A 25,886-nucleotide genomic window follows, 5' to 3' on the forward strand; every position below is an offset into this window, starting at 1 on the left:
GGGAACCAGGTGACCGACACGACGGTGCCGGCACGACCGGTGCGCATCCTGCTCGCCGACGACCAGCCGCTGCTGCGTACGGGCTTCCGGATGGTGCTGGGCACGGAGGACGACCTGGACATCGTGGCCGAGGCCGCCGACGGCCTGGAGGCGGTGGAGCTGTCCCGCCGGCTGCTGCCCGACGTGGTGCTGATGGACATCCGGATGCCGCGGATGGACGGGGTCGCCGCGACGCGGGCGATCGTCGACGCCCGGCTGCCGGTGCGGGTGCTGATCCTGACCACCTTCGACCTGGACGAGTACGTGGTGGGGGCGCTGCGGGCCGGGGCGAGCGGTTTCCTGGCCAAGGACGTGCCGGCCGACGACCTGGTGGCCGCCATCCGCACCGTGGCCGCCGGGGACGCGGTGGTGGCGCCGCGCATCCTCCGGCGCCTGCTGGACCGGTTCGCCGACGCGCTGCCCGACCCCGCGGCAACGCCGCCCCGGGTGCTGGGCGCGCTGACCGAGCGGGAACGGGAGGTGCTCGTGCACATGGCCAGGGGGCTGTCCAACGCCGAGATCGCCCGGGCCTTGTCGGTCAGCGAGACCACCATCAAGACCCACGTCGGGCACGTGTTGACGAAGCTGGGGCTGCGCGATCGGGTGCAGGCCGTGGTGCTGGCGTACGAGTCGGGTCTGGTCCGCCCGCGGGCGTAACGCCTCGTCGCCGGCCGGTCCACGGCGTACCAGGGAATGTGCCGGGGCCCGGCGGCGCGGTTGTCGCCGTCACCTACCGTGACCGGAGACGGCGCCGGGAGGTTGACCCTGACGCGGCGTCACTGTGCAGGATCGGTCCCGGCCGGCGGAAAAAGCCGTCGACCGATCGCCGACTCAGGGGCAACCCTGAGTCGGCACTGGGGGGGCACCCGCAGCGTGAAATCCGCCGTGGCTCCGACCGGAGTCGGACGGATCGGCGCCGGCGGGCACAGATGATGGAACTGCCGCGCCGGACCAGCGGGGGCGGCGCGGATCGAAGGACAGACGGAAGAGGTAGATGACGTGACCGCGACGGTAGGCCAGCAGGCGCAGGCCGCGGCCCGGGCGAACGACGTGTGGAAGGTGTACGGCAGTGGCGAGGCGCAGGTCATCGCACTGCGGGGGGTGAGCGCGGAGTTCGAGCGGGGCCGGTTCACGGCGATCATGGGACCGTCGGGCTCGGGCAAGTCGACGTTGATGCACTGCCTCGCGGGGCTGGACTCGGTGACCCGGGGGACGGTGTCGATCGGCGACACCACGGTGACCGGCCTGGGCGACGCGGGCCTGACGAAGCTGCGCCGGGACAAGGTCGGCTTCATCTTCCAGCAGTTCAACCTGCTGCCGACGCTGACGGCCAAGGAGAACATCCTGCTGCCGCTGTCGATCGCCGGGCGCAAGCCGGATCCGGCCTGGTACGACACGGTGATCGCCACGGTGGGGCTGCGGGACCGGCTGGACCACCGGCCGGCGCAGCTCTCCGGGGGCCAGCAGCAGCGGGTGGCCTGCGCCCGCGCGCTGGTCGCCCGGCCCGAGGTGATCTTCGCCGACGAGCCGACCGGCAACCTGGACTCGCGTGCCGGCGCGGAGGTGCTGAACTTCCTGCGCAACTCGGTGCGCGAGCACGGGCAGACCATCGTGATGGTCACCCACGATCCGACCGCCGCCGCGTACGCCGACCGGGTGGTCTTCCTCGCCGACGGGCAGATCGTCTCCGAGCTGATCGAGCCGACCGCCGACACGGTGCTGGACACCATGAAGAAGCTGGACACCCCCGCCGAGGTGGCGCGCTGATGTTCAGGGCGACCCTGAAGAGCCTGCTGGCCCGCAAGGTCCGGCTGATCCTCTCCGGCCTGGCGGTGGTGCTGGGCGTCATGTTCGTCTCCGGTGCGTTCGTGCTCACCGACACCCTCGGCCGCTCGTTCGACGCGATCTTCGCCGACGCGTACGAGGGCGTGGACGTCAACGTCGCCGCCAAGCCGAAGATCGACATCGGCGAGACCGAGGGCATGCAGGCCACCTCGCCGGTGCCAGCGGCCACGCTGGAGAAGGTCCGGGCGGTGCCCGGGGTGGCCGAGGCCACCGGCGTCGTCGGCGTCGACGGGGCCCGGCTGATCGGCAGCAACGGCAAGGCGGTCGCCTCGTTCGGTCCGCCCCAGTTGGGCGAGAACTGGACCGGCGAGAGCGACCTGGTGCAGCTGCGTGAGGGGCGGGCGCCGCAGGCCGACGACGAGATCGTCATCAACAAGGCGCTCGCGGTGGCCGGCAAGGTGAAGGTCGGCGACCGGGTCGGCGTGCTGACCCTCGCGCCCAAGCAGGAGTTCACCATCGTCGGCCTGTTCGGCTACAGCGGCGGCCGGGACTCCATCGGTGGCGCCAACGAGATCATGTTCACCACGCCGGTCGCGCAGCGGCTGATGCTCGGCGCGCCGGACACCTACAGCAACATCTCGGTCACCGCCGCCGGCGGGGTGTCGGACGAGGAACTGCGCGACGCCGTGGCCGCCGCGGTGGGCGCCGAGTTCGAGGTGAAGACCGGTACGCAGCTGTCCGAGGACGCGGCGGCCGGCATGAAGGAGGCGTTGTCCTTCTTCAACCGGATCCTGCTCGGCTTCGCCGCGGTGGCGCTGCTGGTGGGCACCTTCCTCATCCTCAACACCTTCTCGATCATCGTGGCGCAGCGCACCCGGGAACTGGCGCTGATGCGCGCCGTCGGGGCCAGCGGCCGGCAGATCATCGGATCGGTGGTACTGGAGGCCGTCGCGGTGGGGCTGGTGGCCTCGGTGCTCGGCCTCGGCGCCGGCATCGGCATCGGCGCGCTGCTGGCGTACCTGTTCAGCACGTTCGCCGGCGGGCTGACCCTGGCGGGGGTCGGGGTGCCGCTCTCCGCCGTGATCGGCGCGTTCGCCGTCGGCCTGGTGATCACCGTGGTGGCGGCGCTGCTGCCGGCACTGCGGGCGTCCCGGATCCCGCCGATCGCGGCGATGCAGGACGTGGCCACCCCCGACCGCCCGCTGACCAAGGTCACCGTGGCCGGGGCGATCGTCACCGCCATCGGCGGCGCGCTGCTGGCCCTGGGCCTCACCGGCAACGCCGGGGGCAGCACCCTGGTCACCATCCTCGGCGGGGTGCTGTTCGCCTTCATCGGCGTCGCCCTGCTCACCCCGCTGATCAGCCGGCCGGTAGTGAGCCTGCTCGGCGCGATCTTCGCCTGGTCCGTGCCGGGCAAGCTGGGTCGGCTCAACTCCGGGCGCAACCCGCGCCGTACCGCCATCACCGCCGCCGCGCTGATGGTCGGCATCGCCCTGGTCACCGGGGTGACGGTGATCCTGGACTCGGCGAAGAGCAGCATCGGCGGGCTCGCCCAGGACAACCTGAAGGCGGAACTGGTGATCGCCGGGGCGCAGAGCGGCCCCCGGCCGCCGAGCTTCGACCCGGCGGTGCTGGAGAAGGCCGCCGCGATCCCCGGGGTGCGCCTGGCCGACGGCGAGTACGGCGACCTGGCGATGGTCGGCGGCGAGCGCACCTGGGTGGCGGCGAGCAGCGACGTGGCCGCGCTGCGGCAGATCTTCGGGGCCGAGCCGACCGCGGGGAACATCGACCGGCTGGCGCCGGACGAGATGCTGGTCAGTTCGGACACCGCGAAGGCGCGCGGCCTCTCCGTGGGGTCGAAGGTGCCGGTGCAGACGTCCCGGGGTGAGGCACAGACCTACACGGTGACCGGCATCTACGCCAGTTCCCAGCTGACCAACCCGGTGGTGCTGCCGGCGGAGGCGGCGCGCGGCTTCACCATCCCGCAGCCGATCCAGGGCTTCATCCAGCTGGCCCCGGGCACCCGGGTGGCCGACGTGCAGCCGCAGATCGAGGCGCTGCTGGCCGACTCCCCCGAAGTGTCGGTGGCCGACCGGGAGGCGTTCATCGAGCAGCAGACCGGCCAGTTGGACGGGCTGCTCACGATGATCCAGATCCTGCTGGCGCTGGCCATCGTGATCGCCGTCCTCGGCATCATCAACACCCTGGCGCTGTCGGTGCTGGAGCGCACCCGGGAGCTGGGTCTGCTGCGGGCGATCGGCCTGCGCCGGGCGCAGACCATGCGGATGATCACCGTGGAGGCGGTGGTGATCTCGGTCTTCGGCGCGCTGCTCGGCGTCGTCGTCGGCGCCGGCCTCGGCGCGGCCGTGGTCGAGGCGCTGCGGGACGAGGGGATCACCGACCTGGTGCTGCCCTGGACCCAGATGGGGGTCTTCCTCGGTCTCGCCGCGATCGTCGGGGTGGTCGCCGCGGCGCTCCCGGCGGTCCGGGCCGCCCGGATCAACGTGCTCGGCGCCATCGCGCACGACTGATCCCGATCGACGACGAGGGGCCCCGCCGGTCGGCGGGGCCCCTCGTCACGTCAGGCGCCGGGCGGGGGCGCGCCGAGCAGCGCGGCCAGCAGTTCCAGGTCCGCGCCGGTCAGGCTCTCCAACTGGTGTACGCCGTCCAAGGGCCCGATCGGCACCTCCGCCGGTACGGCCAGCACCGCCGCGCCGGCGGCGAGCGCGCTGGCCACCCCCGTCGGCGAGTCCTCGATCGCCACGCAGCGGGCGATCGGCACGCCGAGCAGCCGGGCGGCGGTCAGGTACGGCTCCGGGTGCGGCTTGGCCGCGTCGACCTCGTCGCCGCAGACGACCGCGTCGAAGCTGTCCCGCCCGAGGGTGTCCAGGGCCACCTCCACGAGGGGCCGGCCGCTGGAGGTCACCAGCGCGGTCGGGATGCCCGCCGCCCGGACGGCCCGCAGCAGGGCCAGCGCGCCGGGGCGCCAGCGCAGTCCGGTGCGGAACAGCTCCAGGATGCGGGCGTTGATCCACGCCGCGCTCGTCTCGGGGTCGCGTTCCGGCTGGCCCAGGTCGTCGTGCAGGATGCGCATCGACGCAGCCATGCTGATGCCGATCATGGTCTTGCGGGCGGTGTCGGAGAGGGTGCCGCCGTACTCGGCCGCCAGTTCGCGCAGCGCCACGTCCCACAGCTTCTCGCTGTCGACGAGGGTGCCGTCCATGTCGAAGAGCACGGCGGCGGGGTGGTGACTGTTCAGTGGGTCCTCCCTCGGGTGCGTACCCGGGGATCCTCTCAGCCGGCATGCCGCCGGCGCGCCCCGGTGCCGGTGGGGTGACCTGGCCGACGGTTGCGCAGGGGCGGCTCGGGTGGTCAGGGGCTGGCGGCGAGGAAGACGAACGCGGCGAGCAGCACCAGGTGCACGCCGCCCTGGAGCACAGTGGCCCGCCCCGGCACCACGGTCAGCACACTGGTGACGACGGTGAGGGCGAGCAGGGTCAACTGGGTGCCGCCGAGGCCGAGCAGCAGCGGCCCCTCCAACCAGATCGAGGCGATCGCTATCGCCGGGATGGTCAGGCCGATGCTGGCCATCGCCGAGCCCAGGGCGAGGTTCAGGCTGATCTGCACGCGGTCGCGGTGGGCGGCCCGGGCGGCGGCGATCGTCTCGGGCAGCAGCACCAGCAGCGCGATGACCACACCGACGAACGACGGGGGCAGGTTCGCCCCGGTGACGACGGACTCGATCGCCGGGGACACCGACTTGGCGTCGCCGACCACGGCGACCAGCGCCACCAACAGCAGGCCGGCGCTGATCAGGGTGGCCCGGTTCGAGGGCTGCTCGGCGTGCCCGTCCGTGTCGAGCACCCGTCCCTGACTGTTGACGGGCAGGAAGTAGTCACGGTGGCGGCCGGTCTGCACCATGACGAACAGGCCGTAGAGGGCGAGCGAGACCACGGCGGCGAAGGTGAGCTGCGCCGGGGTGAACTGCGGGCCCGGCCGGCTGGTGAAGTTCGGCACCACGAGGCTCAGCGTGGCGAGGGTGGTCACGGTGGCCAGTGCCCCGCCGGTGCCCTCGGAGTTGAACACCGCCACCCGGCGGCGCAGCGCGCCGAGCAGCAGCGACAGCCCGAGGATGCCGTTACAGGTGATCATGATGGCCGCGAAGACGGTGTCGCGCGCGAGGGACGCCGTCTTCTCGCCGCCGCTGATCATGAGCGTGACGATCAGCGCGACCTCGATGACGGTGACGGCCACGGCGAGCACGAGCGAGCCGTACGGCTCCCCCACCCTGTGGGCCACCACCTCCGCGTGGTGCACGGCGGCCAGCACCGCGCCGGCCAGCAGCACGGCCAACACGACCACGGCGGGTCCGGACAGGTCGCGCTCCCAGGTCAGGAGCAACACCAGGATCGCCAGCACCGGGACGAAGACCGTCCAGTCGGTCAGACGGGAGCGGAACAGCATGGCCATCCCCCCACCTTGTCAGGAAGGACGATCATCCGATCGCCAACCGGCGGGATCAGCTGGGCCGTGCCGTACCTGGTCCGGTGACGTCCGGCGGTTGCCGGTGCGGGCGGTGCCCGGATCGGCGACGATGTGTGGGGCAGGCGCCACCGGCCCACAGCGACGCGGCCGGGCAGGTCCACCGTGGCCCCTCGCGGTCGGCGTCGAACTCGGCCTGTTCACCCGGCTCACGAACGGACGCACCCGCACGGTCGACGAGAGCGTCACCGGGTTCGGGCTGGCCGAACGCCCGGCGGACCTGCTGTTGGCCGCGAGCCAGCTGCGGCGTGAACTACTCCGGCGCCGAGTACGCGGCCTGGCGGTGGGTTTCCAGTTGCAGGAGATCGCCCTCGCCTGGCTATGGTTCTGTCTCTGCCCACGGGCGCGCTGCTGGTGGAGGGCGGAAGGCTCGACAAGATCGCGATGATGCTCCTGGTGGCGATGCCGATGGCAGCCGTGGGCGCCTGGATCCTCCTCGGCAGGCGACTCGACGCCCCGAGGTCCGCCAACAGCATGCTCACGGCGACGCGGTCACCGAGCACCCTGGATCGCGTACCGTCGGGAGCCGCGGAGCGGTGAGGATCGGTTGGTTGCGGATCCGCACCGGGGACAGCAACGGCGTGGTCCTGCTCAGGTCGCACCGCGGGCGCCGGCGAGCTGGATAGTCACTTAAGGTAGTGGCTCCACTGTAGACTGTAGCGGCCCCCGCGTTACCGTTACGAGATCACCACGACGTTGCCGCTCTGGTGCGGGCATCGTAACCTGGGCCGTGACCAGTGATTCCGGTCACCATGTCGGCGGTGGTGACACTATGGACCACCCAGCGCAGGATCTCCCGACTGTAGGCGGCCGGCAGTCCCCGCAGCAGCAGAAGGTCACCGACAGTAAGCGAGGTTGTGGTGGAACCAGAGTCACGGGTGTCCCACGCAGCCGCCGATGGCTCCCTGGAGTCTCCAGGCCCCCGCACCCCCGCGCCCGTAGCGGCGGACGGCGCCCAGGAACCCGAGGCGCGGCCGGTGCCCGCCGCGACGGTGGCGGGTGGCCGTTACCTGGTGACCGGCGGGCTCGGGTTTGTCGGCGCTCACCTCGTCCGGCACCTGCTCGCCCTCGGCGGCGAGGTCACCGTCTTCGACAACGACCAGACGCCGGAGCGGGCCGCGCGGGTGCGACCGACTCTGCCGGCTGGGGCCGGGTCGCGGTTGCGTTTCGTCGCTGGCGACATCCGGTCCCCGCAGGACCTCCAGCAGGCCCTGGCCGACGGCCCTTTCCGGTCGGTGTTCCACCTGGCGGCGTACTCGGTCATCGAGCGGGCGGCACAGGACCCGGCCGGCGCGATCGCCACCAACGCCATCGGCACAGTCAACCTGCTCGACGCACTGCGCCGCTCGCCGGCCACCGTTCCCGACTCGGTGGTCATCGCCTCCACCGACAAGGTCTACGGCGAGATGGAGGGCAACCGATACACGGAGCAGAGCCCGCTGCGGGGCATCGGGATCTACGATGCGGCGAAGCTCGCCGGGGACGTCATGGGGCAGGCCTTCCACCAGTCCTTCGGCATCCCCACCGTCGTCCTGCGGCTGTGCAACGTGTTCGGCCCGGACGACCGGAACTGCCGCTACCGGCTGGTCCCCCGGTCATTGTCGCTTCTCTTCGACCCCACCGGCCCGGTGCCACCGGAGTTGTACTTCGAGTCGATCGGTCACTGGCGGGACTACGTCTACGTCGACGACGTGGTGGCGGCGCTGCTGCTCGCCGCCGTCCGCCCGGCCTGCCGGGGCGAGGTGTTCAACATCGCCGGCTGCGTCAACCTGAGCACGCCGGAGGTGCTGCGGAGGATCGTCGAGGCCGCCGCAAGCCACGAACGCGACCACGACCCGCAGCGCGCCGAACGGATCATGGCGAACGGGTTCCGGGTGGTGGTACGGGGGCAGACACCGGGGGTGACCACGATCAGCCGCCAGCACCTTGACGGCACGAAATTCGGCGAATTCACCTCCTTCCGCCCCCGGTTCGACTTCGACCAGGGACTTCGGGCGACCGTACGGGCGGCCCGCGCTCGGCACCTCGATCCGGCGGCGCGTCCGGTACTCGCCGGCACCACGCGATGAGCGCGTCGATCCCATCGGCCGGTCCGGGGACTCCCCCGATCCCGGTCGGGCCGTCCGCAGTCGACCCGGCGACGTTCTGGACCGGCCGGCGGGTGCTGGTCACCGGCGGCTGCGGGTTCGGCGGCGGCCACCTGGTGATCCGACTGGTCGCGCTCGGCGCCGAGGTGGGCGTGCTCGACCGGGACCCGGAACAGGCCGGTGTCCTCGCCGACAGCCCGGCGCGGACCCAGGTCGACGTGGTAGGGGGTGACGTCCGCGACGAGGCGGCGGTCACCGGGGTGCTGCGTCGGTGGCGGCCTCAGGCGGTCTTCCACCTGGCCGCCCAGCCGCTGGTGCCGGAGAGCGTCCGCGCGCCGGCCGACACCCTCGCGGTGAACGCGGGTGGCACATACACCCTGCTGGAGGCGGTCCGTCGGGTCGACCACGTGGAGGCGTTCGTCTTCGCCTCCACGGGCGGGTACTACGGCGAGAACCATGACGACCGGCCGCTGCGTGAGGACGATCCGGCGCGCGCCGCCGCGAACCTCTACGGCGCGTCGAAGATCGCCGCCGACGTGGCCGTGCAGGCGTACGCCCGCACGTTCGGCCTGCCCGCCTCGGTGTGCCGGTTCATGAACACCTACGGGCCCGGCGACCGGCAGACCTCCCGGCTGGTGCCGCACGCGATCCGGCGGCTCGGCGAGGGCGGCCCGTACGACTTCGGCGACCGCGACGACGGCACGACCCGCCTGGACTTCCTCTACGTCGGCGACATGGTGGAGGGCTACCTGCGGGTCGCCGAACGCCTCGCCCGGCACCCCGGTGACTGCTACAACTTCGGCTCCGGGCGGCCCACCGCCATCCGTGACGTGGTCCGGATGGTCAGCGAGGCGTACGACGCTGTGGCCCGGGTGCCGATCTTCCGGGGACCCCGCCGAGACCGGCCGATCGTCAAGAGCCTGGACGTCACCCGGGCCCGGACCGACCTGGGCTGGACGCCGACCGTCCCGCTCGCCGAAGGGCTCGCCCGCACCGTCCGGTACGCCGCCACGGGTCCACCCGGATGAGCGCGCCGCTGGAGCGGCTCCTGCGGGACGCCGCGCACCGGGCGGAGGTCTTCCCGGTGACCCGGGACCGGACCTTCCTCGCCCACGCCGCCGTCGCGCCGCTGCCCCGACCGGTGGTCGACGCGGTCACCGGCTACCTGCACCGGGCCGCCGGCGAGGGCCAGTTCGACCTGCTCTGCCCCGGCCTGGCCGACGACACCCGGCGGCTCGCCGCCGACCTGCTCCGGGTGGACGCCGACGAGATCGCGCTGAGCCCGTCCACGTCGGCCTCGCTGGGCACCGTCGCCGGGGCGCTGCGCTGGCGGGCCGGGGATCGGGTCCTCGTCCTCGCCGACGACTTCCCCAGCCTGCTGCTGCCCTGGGCCGGCCTGCGCGAGCAGGGCGTCGAGGTGGCCACCCTGCCGTACCGGGACGCGCCGCTCGGCAGCGACGAGGTGCTCGGCGCCGTCGACGACCGGACCCGGCTGGTGGTCGTCTCCACCGCCCACTTCGTGACCGGCCGGCCGGTGGTCGACCTGTCCGGTCTCGGGCGGGCCCTGCGCGGGCGGTCGGTGCTGCTGGCCGTCGACGCGATCCAGACCCTCGGCGCGTTCCCGGTCGACGCCCGGGACGTCGACTTCCTCGCCGCCGACGGGCACAAGTGGCTGCTGGCGCCGGCCGGGATGGGCGTGCTGTACGTCCGCCGGGCGCTGCTGGACCAGCTCCGGGTGCCGGCAGTCGGCTGGCACAGCCTGGAAGACCCGAAGCGGTACGCCGCCGACGGGCCGCTCGCCGAGGACGCCCGACGGTTCGAGCCGGGCTCGCTCAACGTGCTGGGCCTGCTCGGGTTGCGGGCCGCGCTGACCCTGCTCGCCGAAGTGGGGCTGCCCGCCGTGACCGACCGGCTGCGGTCCCTGCGCGGGACGCTGGTCGCCGGCCTGACCGGGCGCGGCTACCACGTGCCGGGAGCCGACGTGGCGCGATGGAGCGGCATCACCGCGTTCCGCCGCGACGACGTGGACGCCGACGTCCTGGCCCGGCACCTGCTGGCCGGCGGGGTGGTCACCTCGGTGCGTCGGCTGCCCGGCCCGGGGACCGACCACATCCGGCTGGCCCCGCACTACTACACCACGGACGACGACCTGGAGCGGCTGTGGGAGAGGCTGTGAACCCGACGGCACCACACGCGTTCGACGGGCTCGCCGCGCAGTACGCGGCCCTGGAGGAGACGCCGTGGCAGCGGCTGCGGCACCGGCTGATCATCGCGAACCTCGGCCGGCACCTGACCGCCGCGCACCGCAGCTGGCTGGACGTGGGGGCCGGGGACGGGCTGCTCGCCGCCGACCTGGCCGGCCACGGCCGCCGGGTCACCCTCGTCGAGCCCGCCGCCGACCTGCGGGACGCGGCGCGGCACCGGCTGGCCTCGGCGAGGCTGCTCCAGCGGTGCGACGTCGTCGCCGGCACCGTCGACGACGTCCCCCGGCTGGTGGCCGGACAGGCCCCGCACGGGCTCAGCCTGCACAACGTGCTGGAGTACCTGCCCGACTGGGTCGCCGCCCTGGACGGCTGCCTGCGTACGCTGCCCGCCGGATGCCTGGTCTCGGTGGTGGTCAGCAACTCGTACGGCCAACTGCTGGCCGCCGCCGCGCGGGGCGCCGACCCCGGGCACCTGCTCGACCAACTGCGTTCCGGTGCCCTCACGGTCGGCCTCGACGGGCACCGGTTCACCCGCCCGGCGTTGCCCGCCGAGGAAGTCGCGCGGCGGATGCGGGCGGCCGGGCTGCGCGTCGTCGGCCACTACGGCGTCCGGATCTTCAACGACGTGCTCGCCGCCGCGTCCGGCGACTCGACCGTCGATCTGGAGGCGGTGTTCGCCCTGGACCGCGCCGCCGGCGAGGACCCGGTGCTGTCCCGGCTGGGGCGGCACGTGCACCTGGTGGGAGAGAAAGCATGAGCGACGTCCCGACGGCCAGGGTACCGGCCTTCCACACCCTCTGGACCGCGCCGAGCCGCGCTCAGGGTGCCACCCACGAGTTCGCCCCCTGGGAGATCGTCACGACCGTGCTGTCGGTCCGGTCCTGGCAGCGGTTCCACGGGCCCGTTGGGCTGCACACCGACCATGACGGTGCCCGGCTGCTGGATCGGCTGGGACTGCTCGACCTCTACGCCGACGTGGCCGAGGACCTCTCCGGAATCGCTGCCGACGACATCGACCCGGTCGTCTACTACACCGGGGGCAAGCTGGTGGCGCTGGCCGCCGAACGCGCCCCGGTGGCCATGCTGGACCTGGACCTGTTCCTGCTCAGGGCGGTCGACACCACCCGGGCCGACTTCGTCTTCGCGCACCGGGAACGCGCCAACGGCGACATCTACCCGCCGCTGGACCGGCTTCCCGGCGCCGGCAGGGTCACCGGCACACCGCCGGACTGGGCGGCGAACACCTCACTGGCGGTGTTCAACGACGACCGGCACCGGGCCGCCTTCACCGCGACGGCGGCGCGGTTCATGCGTGGCAACGCCGACCCGGCCGGCTGCGATCCGGTCGCCCTGCCCGCCTTCTGCGAGCAGCGGCTGGTGCTGCTCGAAGCGGACCGCCTCGGGTTGACCTGCGCGCCGGTGATCCCGGCGGTCTGGGATCCGCAGCGGCGGGACTGGTCCGGCGACACCACCGGGGTGCCGTTCCGCCACACCTGGTTCCGCAAGAGCATGCTCGCCATCGACCCGGTGTGGCAGGCCCGGTACGTACGCCAACTGGTCACCGAGGTGAGCCGGCACTGGCCGGCGGACCTGGACCGGCTCGCCGCGATCGCCCCCCTCGCCCCGGCGGTCGCCGCGGTGCGCGACCGGGCCCCGGATCCGGTGCCCGGGCCATGACCCTGCGGTTCACGGTGCTCGGCCCGGTCGGGGTCACCGTAGGAGCGCAACCAGTCGAGATCCACCGGCCCCGCCGGCTGACGGTGCTGGCGTACCTGCTGCTCAACGCCAACCAGGTGGTCACGGTGGACCGGCTGATCGGCGCGACCTGGGGCGACGCGCCACCGGCCACCGCGCGTGCGCAGATCCAGTCCGACATCCACGGGCTGCGCCGGGCCATCCGTTCGGCCGGTTCGCCGGACGAGCCGATCACCACCCAGCCAGGCGGGTACCGGTTGGACCTGCGGCCGGAGCAACTGGACCTGAACCTCTTCACCGACCGGGCGCTGCTGGCCCGGGCCGAGGCCGAGCGGGGACGGTGCGCGGCCGCCGCCGACCTGATGCGTTCGGCGCTTTCGCTGTGGCGCGGCCCGGCGCTCTCCGGGGCCGGTGGCGACCTCCTGGAGCCGGCCCGCACCCGGCTTGAGGAGCACCGGCTCGACGAGTACGAGTGGCTGGTCGACCTGGAGCTGACGCTCGGCCGGCACCACCGGTTGATCGCCGAGTTGACCGAGCACGTCACCGAACACCCGCTACGGGAGCGGCTGCGGGTGCAGCTCATGCTGGCGCTGTACCGCAGCGGCCGGCAGCCGGACGCCCTGCGGGTCGGCCGTCGGGGTCGCGAGATCCTCGCCGACGAGTTCGGGCTCGATCCCGGGCCGGCGCTGTCCGAGCTGGAGACGGCGATCCTGCGCCAGGATCCGGCGCTGAACCTGGCGGAGGCCCCGCCAGCCGAAATGGTCACCGGGGCGGGCGACGAGCGTCCGGGCACGCCGGTGCCGTGCGACCCGGCCCAGTTGCCGCCGGCCCCGTACCCGTTCGCCGGCCGCGCCGACGACGTGGCCCATCTCGCCGGCCGCCTGCGTGGGGCGAAGCACCCGGGCAGCTGTCCAGCCCCACCCGTACTGCTGCTGCACGGGATGCCCGGCGTCGGTAAGACCGCCCTGGCGGTGCACGTCGCGCACACGGCCGCGGCCGGCCACCCCGACGGGCACCTCTATCTCGACCTGCGCGGCAGCGGCCCGCAACCGCGCAGCCCCCGGCACGTCGTGGCGGAGGCGCTGCGCGGTCTCGGTGTGGACCACCGGGACATTCCCTACTCGCTGGCCGAACGCGCCGCCCTGTACCGGAGCCTGGTCGCGCACCGGCAACTACTGGTCGTGCTAGACGACGCGGGCTCGGTCGACCAGGTCCAGCCGCTCGTCCCGGCCGCGCCGACCTGCGGCATCGTCGTCACCAGCCGACACATGCTGGACCTGCCCGGGGCGTGGCGGCACCGGGTAGACCCGCTGCCGGAGACGGCGGCACTGGACCTGCTGGCGGCACACCTCGACGTCGGGCGGGTCGACGCGGAGTTGGGCGCGGCCCGCGCCGTCGTCCGGGCCTGCGGCGGGCACCCGCTCGCGCTGCGGATCGCGGCGGCCCGGGTCCGGTCCGGGACGTGGCTGGCCGACCTGGCGGACCTGCTCGGCAATCCCCGGCACCTGCTGGACGAACTCGCCGTCGACGGGATCTCGGTCCGGGACGGCCTGACGGCCGTACACCGCTCGCTGAGTCCGACGGCCACCCGGGTGCTGTCGGCGGTGGTCCGTCTGCCGACGCCGTCGGTGCCGGACTGGGTGCCGCTGACCTGCGCCGGCCTCGGCACCCGCGAGGCGGTCCGGGCTCTGGACGAACTGGTCCGCCGCCACCTGCTGATCCTGGCCCACCGGGGGGTGCCCGGTCCGAACCACTACCTCGTGCACCCACTGGTTGCCGCGTTCATAGCCACCGACGTCGGCGGCGGGGACACGCCGCCCGCCGACCCCGTGGCCCGCGCCGCGCACACCTGGGGCGTGCTGGCCGCCGAGGCCGTCCGGCGGATCGACACGCCGGGGCCGCCACGCGGCGACGGCCGGGACGCCCTGCCGGTGGACCTGCGGGAGCGGGCCCTTGCCGACCCGGCGGGCTGGCTGCGTGAGGAGCGGGCGAACCTCGCCGCGGTGCTGGTCCTCGCCGGGGAACGGGACTGGCCGCAGCTGGCCGTACGGGTTGCCGCCGCTCTGGCACGCGGTCGCCGTTACGGCTGCGCGGGCCGGCCGGTGCCGGCCGTCGCCGGGCCGAGCAGGAGTTCCCGGTAGGCGACGACGGTGGCGGCGGCGCTGTCCGCCCGCAGTCCAGCCGGTGCCCGATGGTCCCCGCGCAGGACCGCGACCATCGCCTCCAGCCACCGCCGGATCTCCGAGCCGGCCAGCGCCACCGCATAGTTCGGGTCGCAGGGCGGCGGATCGAGGCAGATCCCGCCCGCGCCGACCGCCTCCGGCAGCCCGCCGACCCGGGTCGCCACGACCGGTACGCCGTGCACCGTTGCCTCCCGCGCGACCATCCCGAAGCTCTCCTGCCACAGGCTCGGCGCGAGCAGCAGGTCGGTCTGCGCGTACAGGGCGCAGACGTCCTCCCGGAACGGCACCACCTCCACATGGGGGATCCGGTCCGGGTCGACACCGATGCGGCGCAGCTCGGCGGCGGTCCACCGGCCCTCCACGATCCGGAAGCGGAACGGCAGCCGGTGCACGGCGCTGGCCTGCGCCACGGCGAGCACGACGCCGAGACCCTTGGCGGGTTCGGGATTGACGAAGGTGACGCGTACCGGCCCGGTGCCTGCGGCGGGCGGGCGGTCGGGCGGGCAGTCGCAGGCGCGCAGCAGCGGTTCGACGGCATGCGCCCACCGGCCGCTCGCGGCGGCGAAATGCCGGCGCGCGAACTGCGACGGCACGACGACCTCGGCGGCCACGTCGACCGTCCCCGGCGCAGGGGGCAGGTCGGCGGCGGGGTGTTCGAGGAGCAGACGTACCCCGGCGTCGGCCAGCCGGCGGGCCAGCGGCGTCTCCTCGCCCCGCGCGCCGGGCCAGAGCAGGGCCACGTCGGGCCGGTCCGCGTCGAGCAGCCGGTCCAGGTCGGCGTGCAGCGGGCGCAGCACGGTGCCGGGGTCGGCCACCGGCCGGCCGGGGTGCAGCGGTCCGTCCAGGACGGTGACCCGGTCCCCCGCGGCGGTCAGCGCCCGGGCGAGCTGCCGCAGGTGGACGGCCTCCCCGGAGCGGCCACCGGTGAGCTGGTGGACGCTGACGACCAGCAGGTGGCTCACCGGGGCGCCCGCAGGCCGCCCTGACGGTACGAGGGCAGCCCGAACGCCTCCCGGACCCGGTCGAACGCCGCCCCGCGCCGGCGCAGGTCGGCCAGGCTCGCCGGGTCGTCCTTGCGGTAGGTCAGCGGGGCCAGCCAGACCAGCGCCCGAGAGTCCAGCGGGCGCAGCGTCCACGGGCCGTCGGTCAGCGCCGGCTCCTCCTGGCTGGCCCGCCAGTACGCGACGACGAGCGCCGGGTCGAACGGCAGGCAGGTGGTGTGCCACTCCAGTCCCACCGGGCTCTGCGCCACCGCGTCCGGCTGATCGGCGCGTCCGTCGATCACCCGCAGGTCGTCGGGAGGGCCGGCCGCGTCGAGGGCCACCCGTAGCCCGTGTTGCCCGGCGATCCGCCGGACCTCGGCGACGATGGCACCGAGCATCGGCCGGGACCCGGCGCCGACGGTCAGGTGCAGCACCAGACCGTCGTGGGTGGTGACCACGCCCTGGATCCGACGCCGGGTCGGCGGCTGGAGCAGGGATCCGTTCACCAGCCGCTGCAGGAGCAGCTCCCGCCAGCAGCGCAGCAGGGCCTCGGTGGGTTCCGGGCCGGCGAGCAGGACCAGTGGCGCGGTGTACGGCACGGCGGCCGGCAGCACGTGGGTCAGCTCGACCACGACCGGGCCGTGCCCGCCGGTCTGGAACACCGACCCGCGCCGATGCGGGCCGGCCGGGTAGGGCAGGGCCCGGCGCACCCGGTCGTCCTCGTACCCAGTCCAGTCGAGCCGGGACAGCGTGCCGTCACGGGCCAGCACCAGGAAGTCCCGGCAGTGCTGTTCCCGCTCGCCGAGGCCGGCGAGCAGCCCCCGGTCGAGGGCGTTGCCGAGCACCGAGGTGTGCGGACCCGATCCGGGCGCCGGCAGCCGGAACGGGGCTCGGGTGTCGTCCAGCGCCGCCTTCAACCGGGCGAAGGTGACCCCCGGCTGCACAGTGGCCAGGCCCAACTCCGGGTCGAGGTCGAGCCGGTCGAGGCGGGCCAGCCGGAGGATCACTCCGGGCTCGGGCACCCGGGCGTCGTCGTAGCCCCAGTTGCGGCCGAGCGCGTCGACCCGCCAACGGATTCCGGCGGCGTTGAGCAGACCGACGGCGACGACGAGTCCGGCCAGCGACCCGGGTTCGACCAGCCAGTCGGGCGGATGTCCGCCGGGCACGGTGGAGTCCGGTGCCCGGCGTACCACCGCGCCGGTGTTGGTCAGCCGGTCCGGCAGGTCGGTGCCGATCATGCTCGCTCCAGGACTGTGCGCAGCCGGTCGGGCGCGATCCCGTACGCCCGGACGAGAATTTGACGGACCTGGGTGAAGACCTCGACGAGCTGGTCGGGGCCGCCGCCGCGCTTGAGGTTCCACAGGTGGCCGAAGGCCGGTGGCGGGGTCAGCCACCGCAGTGACCGGGTCGACCAGCGGGCGTCGAAGACGCTGGCCACCGGCGCCCCGGCACGCAGCGTGAGATGGGTGGCGAGCACCTGTTCGGCGACGGTCATGTGCAGGTGGACGTCCCGGCCCGGGGTGGCCGGGTTGCCGGCCAGGAAGGCCAGTCCGGCGGCGCTGATCCGCTTGGCCAGGGCGGGGTCGGCGGCGCGGAACAGCGAGGTGTTCCCGATCAGCTCCGGGGCGTCGGGCAGCTCCACCCCGGCCGGGTTGCGCAGCCCGTGCAGGCCGACGTAGAAGTCGCCGTCGCCGAGTTCCAGGTGGGCGAAGTGCGACCCGGGGCCGGCCAGCCGCAGCGGCGCGAGCAGGTAGGCGTCGGTGTCGACCAGCACGGCGGCCGGGAACCGGGCGAGGGCGAGCAGCTTCGGCAGGGCGAAGCAGGCGGCGCGGTCGTACCGGTCGTCGAGGCCGGTGTCGTCGAGCAGAGTGGTCCGGTCGTAGTGGTCGAGCCAGCCCAACCCGGCGAGCCAGTCGGTGGTCGGGGCGTCGGCGTACAGCTCCACCGGGCCGGCGTACCGACGCCAGGAGAGGATGCTGAGCAGCCAGGTCAGGGCGGCGAGCTGCCGGTACGCGCGGGGCTGCCGGCCCGGGACCCGCCAGTACGCGTGCACGCCGTTCAGTCCGTCAGCCATCGGGCACCAGCCGGGAGACGCCGTCGCCGTCCCGCTCGATCTCGAGGTGCCGGCTGTCCAGGTGCGCCGCGACCGGCCGATGGCTGACCACCACCAGGGTCTCGACCCGCTGCTGAACGGCGCGCAGCAGCCGCAGCTCCATCGCCCGGTCCAGGGAGTTGGTGGCCTCGTCGAGGATGAGCAGCGACGGCCGCCGCAGCAGCGCCCGGGCCAGGGCGAAACGCTGCACCTCACCGGCGCTGAAGGTGGCGCCGTCGATCTGGAGGATGGTGCGCAGGCCCAGCCGTAACGGTCGCAGCACCTCGTCCAGTTCGAACAGGCGCAGCACCTCGTCGAGTTCGTCGTCGCCGATGTCGTCGGCGCCGCTGCACAGACTGTCCCGCAGGTTGGTGCGGGCGAAGTCCGACCGCGGCGGCACGTAGCAGACCATCGGACGAAGCCGGTCCGGGTCCCATTCGGCGAGGGGGACGCCGTAGGCACCGGCCCAACCCGACGGGGTCGGGTCGAGCCCGCAGACGATCCGCGCCATGGTCGACTTGCCGACCCCGCTCGCCCCGCCGACGGTGACCGTTTCGCCCCTCTCGATTTGGAGGTCCAGCCGCAGGTCGAAGCGGTCGCGGGGGCGGTGGACCCGGACGTCACGCAGCACCACCGCCGGGGCGCCGGGCAGCGGATCGGTGTGCGTGCCGGCCGGGACGACCGGCAGGTCCAGCAGGGTGGCGACGTAGCGCAGCTGGCGTTCCAGTTGGGCGGTTGCCGGCAGGCTCTCCGCGATGCTGACGATCGCGAACATCACCGTCCCGCCCATGGTGAGGAACCCGAAGAGTTCCCCGGTGCTGACCGTGCCGGCGCCGACCAGCACCGAGCCGACCAGCAGGATCGCGTAGAGGCCGACGAAGCGCAGCGCCTCGGTCGGGCCGCTGATCCAGGAGAGCCGGAACTGCAGTGCCCGGATCGCGGCGTTGAGCTGGTCCAGGCGTTGCTCGTGGGCGGTCCGCAGGTGGCCGGTGGCGCCCAGCCCCCGGAACGTGGACAGGCCCTTGGTGAGGGTGATGAGGATGTCCTGGACCTCGCCCTCGAGCCGGAGCCGCTCGTCGTAGTGGCGCACGATCGGGCGGCGGGCCAGGGTGGTCAACCCGACATGCCCGACGGCGAGGGCGGCGACCAGCGCGGAGAGCGGCAGGGACATGGACATCATGAAGCCCATGAGGATCACCACGGCGCAGGCGTTGGTGAAGATCGACAGGGCAATCGTGGTGCTTCCCTCGCGGACCTCCCGGACGGTCATCACCCGGTGCAACAGGGAGCCGGAGGACGTCTCGGTCGTCGTGGCGGTCCGGGAGAGCCGGTCCACCAGGTGAGTGATCAACGCCCGGTCGAAGGCCAGACCCAGGGTGGTGAGCTGCCGGTGCCGGAACCAGAACATCGCGCTGAGCATGACGAAGAAGAGCATCAGACCGACCAGCAGCCCGACCTGCGCGCCGTCGCCACCCATGCTGGTCCGGTTGAGGTACGGCACCAGCACGAGGTTTAGCAGGGTCAGGCCGGTGTAGAGCAGCAGGCTGACCGCGAGGACCGGGACGACCTGGCGGAACCGGAGCCCGCCGGCGCTCACCAGCGGGCGCAGCCAACCGAACCGGGACACCCGCACAGGCCCGGTCACGGACACCGGGGCGGACCCGGGGTCGGCCTGGGGCAACAGCACCCAGCCGGAGGCGCGGTCGCGGTAGGCGTGCTCGTCCAGCCAGCCCGGCCCGGTTGCCGGGTCGAAGATCCGTACCCGGCGGAACCGCCGGCCGACCACGGTGACGAAGTGCTCGGCCTGCAGGTGCACCACCGCGCCGACGGTGAGCGTGTCGAACGGACAGTCGCGGACGCCCCGGTAGCGGACGCCGCAGACGTCGGCGGCGGTGTCGCGCAGTTCCCGCATCGAGCGGGCGCCCCGCATGTCGAGGGCCTCCCGGAGCCGCGCCTCGGGCGGTTCGTGCCCCAGCAGTCGCAGGCTGGTGATCAGGGCCTGAACGCCGCAGTCGTTGTCCTGCTGTTGCAGCGTGAACGTCATCTTCCGCCTCCGGCCACCGTCGGTGTCCCGTCGCCGAGGCTCAGTCCGGCACCCCACCAGGGCGGGGTCGGGTTCGCTGTCTCCGCCAGCGCCAGCGCGACGCCGAGCGGCCCGCTGAGCATGGCGTGCACCGACGGCACGTCGAAGGTGGCGTACACCTGCTCGTCGTCGGCACGGTCCAGGTGGGCGACGAGCCGGTCGGTGAGCCGGGTCCGCAGATCGTCGGGGACGATACGCCGCCACAGTGGGGCGAGCCGCATCGCCAGACCCACCCCGGCCAGCCCGTGGCAGAGGGTCTCGTCGCTGTCCGGGTCGGCAACCAGCGCGGCCAGCCGGGTGAGCGACGCGGCGGCGACCGGTGTCCCCTCGACCGCGGCCGCCAGTCGGGGGTCGACGTCGGGTCCCAGGGCCACGGCCATGCCCGGCAGCCCATAGCAGAGGGTGACCCCGCCGATGCCAAGCTCCCCGGTGTCCAGCGCGGCCGGGGTCAGCCGGGCCAGGTCGTCGACGACCACGGCATCGCCGGTGTCCCGCCGGGCAGCGGTTGGGCCGGGGGTGGTGCCGCCAGCGGTGTCGGCGACGGCGGGAGCAGCGGACGCGGTGTCGGCGGTGGGGACCGTGTGCAGCATCCGCCGCAGCAGGAGGGCGCCGCTGCGGCCGTGGTAGAGGCCGTTGGTGGGCTGCCGGGCGATCTGGTTGGCCGCCTCGGCCAGGGAGGGTGCCACGGCTCGGCGGAGCGCGTCGTCGGCGACGTCCCATAGCCGCATGCCCACGCCGCCGGCCCCGTTGATCAGGTCGACGTGGTCGGCAGCCAGGTCGAACCGGTACTGCTCGTGGAGCACCGCGACGGCCTTCCGTCGGGCCGCCGCGACCAGCGCCCGGTCATCCGGCGCGGCGCTGAGGCAGTACTCGGCGAGTCGACACAGCAGCCACGCGGTCCGGTCGTCGGCGACCGGACCACCGCCGAGTGCGACCCGGGTCAACGCGGCGGCGAGCGGCTGCCGGTCGAGACGCAGGGCCAGCAGCGCGATGCCGGCCAGGGCGGACGCCGGCGCCCGGCGCCGGTGCCGCACGGCGGCGACCAGCCGGGCGAGCAGGTTCGCGGCGGCGTCGGTGTCAGGCATCCGGACCGCCCGGGTGGGCGGCGCGGGACGCCCGTCCCCCGCCCGGCGTCGCGGCGCGGGCCGCCCGCGCCCTGAGTACGCGGGCGGCGGCCAGCACGATCTCCGGCTCGCGGGACACCGCCTGGGAAACTGGCATACCCCGGTTCACCGTCATGTGGATCATGCTGTTGAACGTCAGCACGCGGGCGTCCGGGTCCAGCCCGGCCAGGTGCGCCAGGGTCGGGTCGGGGGTGCCGCTCTCCTGCGCGAACCGGCGGTCCAGGTCGGTGCGGGCGGCCCGGTAGGTGGCCATCCACTCCCGTTGGGCCTGGTTGCTCGGCAGTCGGGGGTCGAGGCCCCGCAGGTTGGCCAGGAAGGCAACCGCGTCGTCTGCGGCGAGTTGGTGGCACCAGGTGGCGATCCGGGTCACCGCGAGCGCGTACCGCCCGGCGGGTTCGGGTGCCCGCGCGACACGTCGGGTCCACCAGGCCGAGTCGGCACAGAAGTGGCGGACGGTCGCGGCGCGGGCGACCGGGCCGCCGTACCGGTGGTCCTCGGGCACCCACGGGTACGTCTCGACCGGGCAGGGGTGGTGCGGTGACCAGGCGGCGAGGTGGGTGCGAAGGTCGGCCAGCAACTCCGGGGAGGCGGCCGTCGCACGCAACCGCAGCCGCAGGTGCGGGCGGTCGTCCCGGTAGCGGATGTAGAACAGCTCGGCGCGGTCCATCAGGGCGAGCACGTCCGGGCGGGCCAGCCAGGTCTCCACCATCCGGTCGGGCGCGTAGACGTACCAGCTGGTCCACTCGGGGTCCGCTGCCGGCGGCCGGTCGACGATCCGCGTCGGCGACAGTCGTGGGGTGGGACGGGCGTCGACCCGCACCCACGGCACCCAGACGTCGTGGGCGTGCTCACCGAGCCGGGACGTCACCGGCGTGGCCACGGGCAGCGCCTCGTGCAGCACCAACAGGCCGGGGCGGCGCAGCCGGCGGACCAGCCACCGGCGGTGGTCGGCATCGGTGACGTCGACGCGCATGGTCAGGTCGGCGGAGCGCTCGGTCACCTCGATCACCGGGCCGAGGCCCACCTCCGTGAGCACCCCGGCCAGCGCGGCCGGATCGCCGGCCAGGGCGAGAAGATCGGCCCGGTGCCGGTCGTCCAGTACCACCCCGCGCCGGGCGAACAGGCAACGTCCGCCAGTGATCCGGGGAATCGGCGAGCCCGGTGGCAGCCGGTAGCTCGGGTCGACCATCCGGCCGGTGGCGTTGCCCTCGGCGGCGATCATCCCCAGCAGCCGTACCACCCACGGGTTGAGCGGTTGGTCCAGGTTGAGCGGGCTGTCGAAGCGGAGTTCGACCGGCCGGCCGTCCCGCCGGTACACGAGGTGGAGGCGACCGTCGAACACCGTCACCGCCAGGTCGTCCAGCCCGATGTCACCGGGGCGACGCGGCAGGTTGAGGTTGAGCCGGGGCAGCGACCCCGCCGGCCGGCGGGTCAGCGGCGCCCGGGCATCGGTGGGCGTCCACCCCAGCTCGACGGTGAGCCGCCCCAGGTCGGCGTTCTCCGGCGGCGGGGGCAGCGTCACCAGGTCGGCCAGCCGGGCGCCCGGCCCGGCCCAGAGCCCCGGCATGACCACCTTCAGCCACACGTCGGTGTCGGAGACCGGCGCGGCCAGCAACACCCCGCAGACCATGCCGGTGGGCGGCTCGGCGACCGCCACCGGGCCGGTCGGCCCGTCCCCGTCGGCCGGCCGTCTGGGCCGCCACGCGTCGACGTCCTGGCTGGTGTTCCACCAGTCGACCAGCGTGGTGTCCCGGTCCCGGGCCGGCACGAACAGCCGCCGTACGGGACCGGGCGGCGGTGCTGTTCCGGTCGTCGGAGCCGGATCCCGCCGCCAGCTTCCAAGCGGGTGGTCCACCGGCGCGCTCAGCAACCAGGACAGCGGCACGGCCCCGCCGGTAACGGCGGACTCGAGGTGGCCGCGCAGGGACGACAGCCGGTTGCTCGTCCAGGTCATCCCCAGCACCTGCGCCGCCCCGGCGACCAGGGTCCGCGCGGCGCCCCGGTCCAGCGCGGGTCGCACCTTGCTGAACGCGTCGACGAACCGGTCCCGGTCGAACGGCCGACCGGTGACCGCGCCGACCGTCGCCACCGGCGACGACGCGCCCGGGTCCACGAAGGGTCCCGGCGTGTGCGCGGGCAGCAGCACCCGTCGCTCCACGTACTGGTCGAACCGGTCCTGGCCGAGGTCGGCGATCCAGTCGGCGGCCGGGCGGGGCCCGCTCTCCCGGTGATGCGCGATCTGTCGCAGCACCGGGGTGTCGGGGGCGGAGGAGGCGCCGCCCCGGTCCGGACGGACGTACATCCAGCGGCCGGCGTCGGCGGCCAGCGTGGGGTTGACCAACCATCCGCCGTCCGGCCGGGGCACGTCGACCGGGTGCACCATGACCTCGGTCTCCAGGTCGACCGTGGTGGGGCTGGGCTGGTCGACCAGGTCCGCGCGGGCGGAGAAGGCGAACAGGCCGAACGGAGTGGGCCGGTGCCGGGCCCGGCTGGCGTACATGGCCCGCAGCGTCGGGTCGTCGCGGCCGTCCTGGTCCGGTTCCGGCGTGCGGCCGTACGTCGTCGCGTACGCGACGGCCAGGTCGAGCAGCCGGTCGGAGAGACCGTCCGCGCCGGTGTCGGCCGGGTCGGGCCGGGGGGTCGCCGGCAGCATCGGCACCCGGACCAGGCACCAGTCCACGGGGCTCAGCCCGGAACCGGGGCGGCCGGTCACGCGGGCCGCCCGGCGAGGTAGGAGCGCATCGCGGCGTGCGGGCGCATGGTGGCGCCGTCCAGCCGGGCCGCCGCCAGTCGGCTGCGCAGCGCGGGGTCGGTCGTGTCGCAGGCGTTGACGAGGGCCAGCGCCGCGTCGAGCGCCACGTGGTACGCGCCGGACAGCAGCGCCCGGAACTCCGCGCGCAGCGGCGGTGCGAACGGGCCGAGCCGACCGGCCCGGGCCAGGCTGTCGAGGTCACGCAACAGTTCGGTGACGCCGCGCCGGGCAACGACGCACCGGCTGTACGCGTCGCTGTACACCGCCCCCCAGGAGGAGGCGGTGGTGACCGACGGCCCGAGCAGCGCCAGCAGGCTCTCCGCCAGGCCGAGCGGCACGGCGGGCATGTTGCACAGGAAGAGTTCCGCGTCGCCGTGGATGCCGACGGGCCGGCCCGAGGGGATGTCCGTCATGTCGACGACGTGGTCCGGGACGAGCGGGAGGTGGTCGGCGCGGAGGGTGTGACTGGTGGTGGCGAGCATCCCTGGGCCGGCCCACGGTTCGTCGACCCGGAGCTGGGCACGGGGCAGCAGCACGGTGCGGCGCCGGCCCTCCACGGGCGCGCAGCCCATCGCGAGGTAGGTGGCGCGGTCCGCGCCGGAGGCGAACCGCCAGCGCCCGTCGACCCGCAGCGAGCCATCCGGCTCGGTGACGATCGTGCCAGCCTGCGCCACCACACCGAACACCTGGTTGGCGTCGACGTACAACCGCGCCAGCAGTTCGTCGGAGGCGAAGGTCGACAGGTAGTGCGCCGTCCCGTTGGCGATCATGCACAGCCAACCCTCGCTGACGTCCCCGGTCGCCACCTGGCGGACCAGTTCCACGCCGTGTACGAGGCTGCCGGCTTCCGGGCCGTCGCGGCGCCAGACCAACGGGTACGGCCACGCCGCCGGGACGGCCGGCACGGTCTGCGTCGGGACGGCGACCGGCGCCAGGTCCCCGGCGTCATATTGGGTGTTGTGGCAAGTGTCAGGCATTGGTGGATACTTCCCGCCCCCGGCCGGGTACTTCAGTCTGCGGACCGCAGTCTGGCCCGTCCCGCTATCCGGCTGCTTCTCCCCCGCTATCCGACATCGACGCAGGTCACGACGGCGTGCCGGACCGGTACGGGGCCCGGAGGCACCAGCCCCGGACCCCGTACCGTCGTCACACCGCTGCCGGGCAACGTGGTCGCTCACCGGCACACGATGTCGGGTGGCTCAGTAGCTGCCGTCGTTGCACCCGGCGGTCCCGCAGGCCTTGCTGATCGAGCACCAGTCGGTCCACCGGAACCCGAAGCCACCGGCAACCTCGTCGGTGCCCTCGACCTCCAGGGCGGCGAAGTCCAGGTCGTCGAGGTCGATGAACTTCTCGGTGGCGGGCGTGACGGTGCCAGCGCCCGAGTTCGTGTCGTACGACATGCGTTTCTCCTCATGGTCGAATCCATGTGGACGGCTGACGCGCCGGTCCCAGCCAAGTCTCGGGGACGACGCTATGCGCGCCCTATCCCGGAACAATGCGGGTGGTGCGGCCGTCCCGGCCAGCTGACTGTCGGCTAGCGTGCGGGGATGGTTGTGGGATCGTCGCGTCGTGGTCCTGGCCGGTGGCGACCGCCGGTGAAGCCGAAGCCTCCCGCATCGCTCGAGCTGGCGACGGTCGAGAGCGCCGCCGTCGAGGACGAGGCCACGTTCCGGCGGCTGGGATTTGTCGATCTTGACTTGTCCGGGCAATCGGCGGACGACGTCGAGTTCGCTCAATGCCGATTCAAGGGCACGGACCTCAGCAGTACCCAGTTGGAGGGCGCGAAGTTCACCGACTGCCTGTTCGAGAGCACGAACCTGGCGAACCTGCGGGCGGAGAAGTCGTCGATGCTGCGGGTACGACTGTCGACGTTGCGGATGACAGGCGTGCAATGGATCAACGGTGGGCTACGGGACGTCACCGTCTCGGACTGCCGGCTGGACCTGTCGTCGTGGCGATTCACGAACTTCTCCAGCGTCGCCTTCGAGGGGTGCAACCTGACCCGGGCGGACTTCCAGAACGCGGACCTCGGCGGGGCCCGCTTCACCAACTGCGACCTGACCGGGGCGCAGTTCTCCCATGCGACGCTGGACGGTACCCGGTTCGCCAACTGCATCCTGGCCGGAATCGGCGGTGTGACGAGCATGGCCGGGGCAGTCGTCGCCCACCAGGACCTCGCCGCCCTTTCCTACACCCTGGCGGGAGCCCTGGGGATCCGCATCGAGGACGCCGACGGCGAGTGAGCCCGGCGTGAGCGGGTGCGGGCGCCGACGCGGGATGCGCCGGCGCCCGTGCGGTGCGTACAGTTCCGGGTCGG

At 73.6% G+C, this 25,886-nt stretch carries 21 protein-coding genes and 1 pseudogene; 12 read left to right on the plus strand and 10 right to left on the minus strand.

The window, feature by feature from the left end:
- The first annotated feature begins 9 nt into the window (after nucleotides 1-9).
- From AB0D32_RS27565 to AB0D32_RS27575, 3 genes are all read left to right on the plus strand, one after another.
- Nucleotides 10-696, plus strand: coding sequence for a response regulator transcription factor (locus AB0D32_RS27565; protein ID WP_357096295.1), 687 nt, complete (start codon nucleotides 10-12; stop codon nucleotides 694-696).
- Between the two features lie 342 nt (nucleotides 697-1,038).
- Complete coding sequence (locus tag AB0D32_RS27570) at nucleotides 1,039-1,806, plus strand: ABC transporter ATP-binding protein (RefSeq protein ID WP_357096298.1); 768 nt, start codon at nucleotides 1,039-1,041, stop codon at nucleotides 1,804-1,806.
- Complete coding sequence (locus AB0D32_RS27575) at nucleotides 1,806-4,355, plus strand: FtsX-like permease family protein (protein WP_357096301.1); 2,550 nt, start codon at nucleotides 1,806-1,808, stop codon at nucleotides 4,353-4,355. The genes AB0D32_RS27570 and AB0D32_RS27575 overlap by 1 nt, the downstream gene beginning before the upstream one ends.
- 50 nt (nucleotides 4,356-4,405) lie before the next feature.
- Here AB0D32_RS27575 and AB0D32_RS27580 read toward each other — a convergent pair whose 3' ends face one another.
- Both AB0D32_RS27580 and AB0D32_RS27585 read right to left on the minus strand, forming a co-directional pair.
- Nucleotides 4,406-5,059, minus strand: coding sequence for an HAD family phosphatase (locus tag AB0D32_RS27580; protein ID WP_357096303.1), 654 nt, complete (start codon nucleotides 5,057-5,059; stop codon nucleotides 4,406-4,408).
- Nucleotides 5,060-5,196: 137 nt separating this feature from the next.
- A complete protein-coding gene (locus tag AB0D32_RS27585; RefSeq protein WP_357096306.1) occupies nucleotides 5,197-6,294 on the minus strand; it encodes an ionic transporter y4hA in 1,098 nt (365 codons plus the stop codon).
- A 124-nt stretch (nucleotides 6,295-6,418) separates the two neighbouring features.
- On the opposite strand from AB0D32_RS27585, the pseudogene AB0D32_RS27590 reads away from it, so the two are divergent.
- The 8 genes and pseudogenes from AB0D32_RS27590 to AB0D32_RS27625 form a co-directional block, all read left to right on the plus strand.
- A pseudogene (locus AB0D32_RS27590) lies at nucleotides 6,419-6,604 on the plus strand (hypothetical protein); the annotation flags it as partial.
- An 83-nt stretch (nucleotides 6,605-6,687) separates the two neighbouring features.
- Nucleotides 6,688-6,906 (plus strand): hypothetical protein, encoded by a 219-nt coding sequence (locus tag AB0D32_RS27595; protein ID WP_357096393.1) that lies wholly within the window; start codon nucleotides 6,688-6,690, stop codon nucleotides 6,904-6,906.
- A gap of 437 nt (nucleotides 6,907-7,343) precedes the next feature.
- On the plus strand, nucleotides 7,344-8,435 hold the full coding sequence (locus AB0D32_RS27600; protein ID WP_357096309.1) for an NAD-dependent epimerase/dehydratase family protein: 1,092 nt from the start codon (nucleotides 7,344-7,346) through the stop codon (nucleotides 8,433-8,435).
- Nucleotides 8,432-9,481: an NAD-dependent epimerase/dehydratase family protein gene (locus AB0D32_RS27605; protein WP_357096311.1), complete on the plus strand. Its 1,050-nt coding sequence runs from the start codon at nucleotides 8,432-8,434 to the stop codon at nucleotides 9,479-9,481. Before AB0D32_RS27600 ends, AB0D32_RS27605 begins: the two co-directional genes overlap by 4 nt.
- A complete protein-coding gene (locus tag AB0D32_RS27610; protein WP_357096314.1) occupies nucleotides 9,478-10,629 on the plus strand; it encodes an aminotransferase class V-fold PLP-dependent enzyme in 1,152 nt (383 codons plus the stop codon). Before AB0D32_RS27605 ends, AB0D32_RS27610 begins: the two co-directional genes overlap by 4 nt.
- Entirely contained in the window at nucleotides 10,614-11,414 is an 801-nt protein-coding gene (locus AB0D32_RS27615; protein WP_357096317.1) for a methyltransferase domain-containing protein, read from the plus strand. The genes AB0D32_RS27610 and AB0D32_RS27615 overlap by 16 nt, the downstream gene beginning before the upstream one ends.
- Nucleotides 11,411-12,334, plus strand: a complete 924-nt coding sequence (locus tag AB0D32_RS27620; protein WP_357096320.1) for a hypothetical protein — start codon at nucleotides 11,411-11,413, stop codon at nucleotides 12,332-12,334. The genes AB0D32_RS27615 and AB0D32_RS27620 overlap by 4 nt, the downstream gene beginning before the upstream one ends.
- Nucleotides 12,331-14,493 carry a BTAD domain-containing putative transcriptional regulator gene (locus AB0D32_RS27625; RefSeq protein WP_357096323.1) on the plus strand — a complete coding sequence of 721 codons (2,163 nt, stop codon included), beginning with the start codon at nucleotides 12,331-12,333 and terminating at the stop codon, nucleotides 14,491-14,493. Before AB0D32_RS27620 ends, AB0D32_RS27625 begins: the two co-directional genes overlap by 4 nt.
- Here the strand turns inward: AB0D32_RS27625 and AB0D32_RS27630 are convergent.
- The 8 genes from AB0D32_RS27630 to AB0D32_RS27665 form a co-directional block, all read right to left on the minus strand.
- A complete protein-coding gene (locus AB0D32_RS27630) occupies nucleotides 14,433-15,497 on the minus strand; it encodes a glycosyltransferase (RefSeq protein ID WP_357096326.1) in 1,065 nt (354 codons plus the stop codon). The genes AB0D32_RS27625 and AB0D32_RS27630 overlap by 61 nt on opposite strands.
- Entirely contained in the window at nucleotides 15,494-16,756 is a 1,263-nt protein-coding gene (locus AB0D32_RS27635) for an FAD-binding protein (RefSeq protein WP_357096329.1), read from the minus strand. The genes AB0D32_RS27630 and AB0D32_RS27635 overlap by 4 nt, the downstream gene beginning before the upstream one ends.
- Nucleotides 16,753-17,592, minus strand: coding sequence for a hypothetical protein (locus AB0D32_RS27640; protein WP_357096332.1), 840 nt, complete (start codon nucleotides 17,590-17,592; stop codon nucleotides 16,753-16,755). Before AB0D32_RS27640 ends, AB0D32_RS27635 begins: the two co-directional genes overlap by 4 nt.
- Nucleotides 17,585-19,654 (minus strand): ATP-binding cassette domain-containing protein, encoded by a 2,070-nt coding sequence (locus AB0D32_RS27645; protein ID WP_357096335.1) that lies wholly within the window; start codon nucleotides 19,652-19,654, stop codon nucleotides 17,585-17,587. Before AB0D32_RS27645 ends, AB0D32_RS27640 begins: the two co-directional genes overlap by 8 nt.
- Nucleotides 19,651-20,778, minus strand: coding sequence for a hypothetical protein (locus tag AB0D32_RS27650; RefSeq protein WP_357096338.1), 1,128 nt, complete (start codon nucleotides 20,776-20,778; stop codon nucleotides 19,651-19,653). The genes AB0D32_RS27645 and AB0D32_RS27650 overlap by 4 nt, the downstream gene beginning before the upstream one ends.
- Nucleotides 20,771-23,530 (minus strand): thiopeptide-type bacteriocin biosynthesis protein, encoded by a 2,760-nt coding sequence (locus AB0D32_RS27655; RefSeq protein WP_357096341.1) that lies wholly within the window; start codon nucleotides 23,528-23,530, stop codon nucleotides 20,771-20,773. The genes AB0D32_RS27650 and AB0D32_RS27655 overlap by 8 nt, the downstream gene beginning before the upstream one ends.
- A complete protein-coding gene (locus tag AB0D32_RS27660) occupies nucleotides 23,527-24,546 on the minus strand; it encodes a hypothetical protein (protein WP_357096343.1) in 1,020 nt (339 codons plus the stop codon). The genes AB0D32_RS27655 and AB0D32_RS27660 overlap by 4 nt, the downstream gene beginning before the upstream one ends.
- 222 nt (nucleotides 24,547-24,768) lie before the next feature.
- Nucleotides 24,769-24,969: a hypothetical protein gene (locus AB0D32_RS27665; protein WP_357096345.1), complete on the minus strand. Its 201-nt coding sequence runs from the start codon at nucleotides 24,967-24,969 to the stop codon at nucleotides 24,769-24,771.
- Nucleotides 24,970-25,164: 195 nt separating this feature from the next.
- Here AB0D32_RS27665 and AB0D32_RS27670 point away from each other — a divergent pair, with 195 nt between their 5' ends.
- The gene (locus tag AB0D32_RS27670; RefSeq protein ID WP_357096348.1) at nucleotides 25,165-25,812 is read left to right on the plus strand and encodes a pentapeptide repeat-containing protein; all 648 of its coding nucleotides are present in this window, start codon (nucleotides 25,165-25,167) and stop codon (nucleotides 25,810-25,812) included.
- Nucleotides 25,813-25,886: the final 74 nt, after the last annotated feature.

The organism is Micromonospora sp. NPDC048170, assembly GCF_040652795.1.
Classification (GTDB): Bacteria; Actinomycetota; Actinomycetes; order Mycobacteriales; family Micromonosporaceae; genus Micromonospora.

Excerpts from the sequence above, each read along its gene's own strand:
- AB0D32_RS27640 (WP_357096332.1), bottom strand. The coding sequence starts at position 17,592 with ATGGCTGACGGACTGAACGGCGTGCACGCGTACTGGCGGGTCCCGGGC.
- AB0D32_RS27665 (WP_357096345.1), bottom strand. The coding sequence starts at position 24,969 with ATGTCGTACGACACGAACTCGGGCGCTGGCACCGTCACGCCCGCCACC.
- AB0D32_RS27635 (WP_357096329.1), bottom strand. The coding sequence starts at position 16,756 with ATGATCGGCACCGACCTGCCGGACCGGCTGACCAACACCGGCGCGGTG.
- AB0D32_RS27585 (WP_357096306.1), bottom strand. The coding sequence starts at position 6,294 with ATGGCCATGCTGTTCCGCTCCCGTCTGACCGACTGGACGGTCTTCGTC.
- AB0D32_RS27575 (WP_357096301.1), top strand. The coding sequence starts at position 1,806 with ATGTTCAGGGCGACCCTGAAGAGCCTGCTGGCCCGCAAGGTCCGGCTG.
- AB0D32_RS27645 (WP_357096335.1), bottom strand. The coding sequence starts at position 19,654 with ATGACGTTCACGCTGCAACAGCAGGACAACGACTGCGGCGTTCAGGCC.
- AB0D32_RS27625 (WP_357096323.1), top strand. The coding sequence starts at position 12,331 with ATGACCCTGCGGTTCACGGTGCTCGGCCCGGTCGGGGTCACCGTAGGA.
- AB0D32_RS27610 (WP_357096314.1), top strand. The coding sequence starts at position 9,478 with ATGAGCGCGCCGCTGGAGCGGCTCCTGCGGGACGCCGCGCACCGGGCG.
- AB0D32_RS27620 (WP_357096320.1), top strand. The coding sequence starts at position 11,411 with ATGAGCGACGTCCCGACGGCCAGGGTACCGGCCTTCCACACCCTCTGG.
- AB0D32_RS27660 (WP_357096343.1), bottom strand. The coding sequence starts at position 24,546 with ATGCCTGACACTTGCCACAACACCCAATATGACGCCGGGGACCTGGCG.
- AB0D32_RS27605 (WP_357096311.1), top strand. The coding sequence starts at position 8,432 with ATGAGCGCGTCGATCCCATCGGCCGGTCCGGGGACTCCCCCGATCCCG.
- AB0D32_RS27595 (WP_357096393.1), top strand. The coding sequence starts at position 6,688 with ATGGTTCTGTCTCTGCCCACGGGCGCGCTGCTGGTGGAGGGCGGAAGG.
- AB0D32_RS27650 (WP_357096338.1), bottom strand. The coding sequence starts at position 20,778 with ATGCCTGACACCGACGCCGCCGCGAACCTGCTCGCCCGGCTGGTCGCC.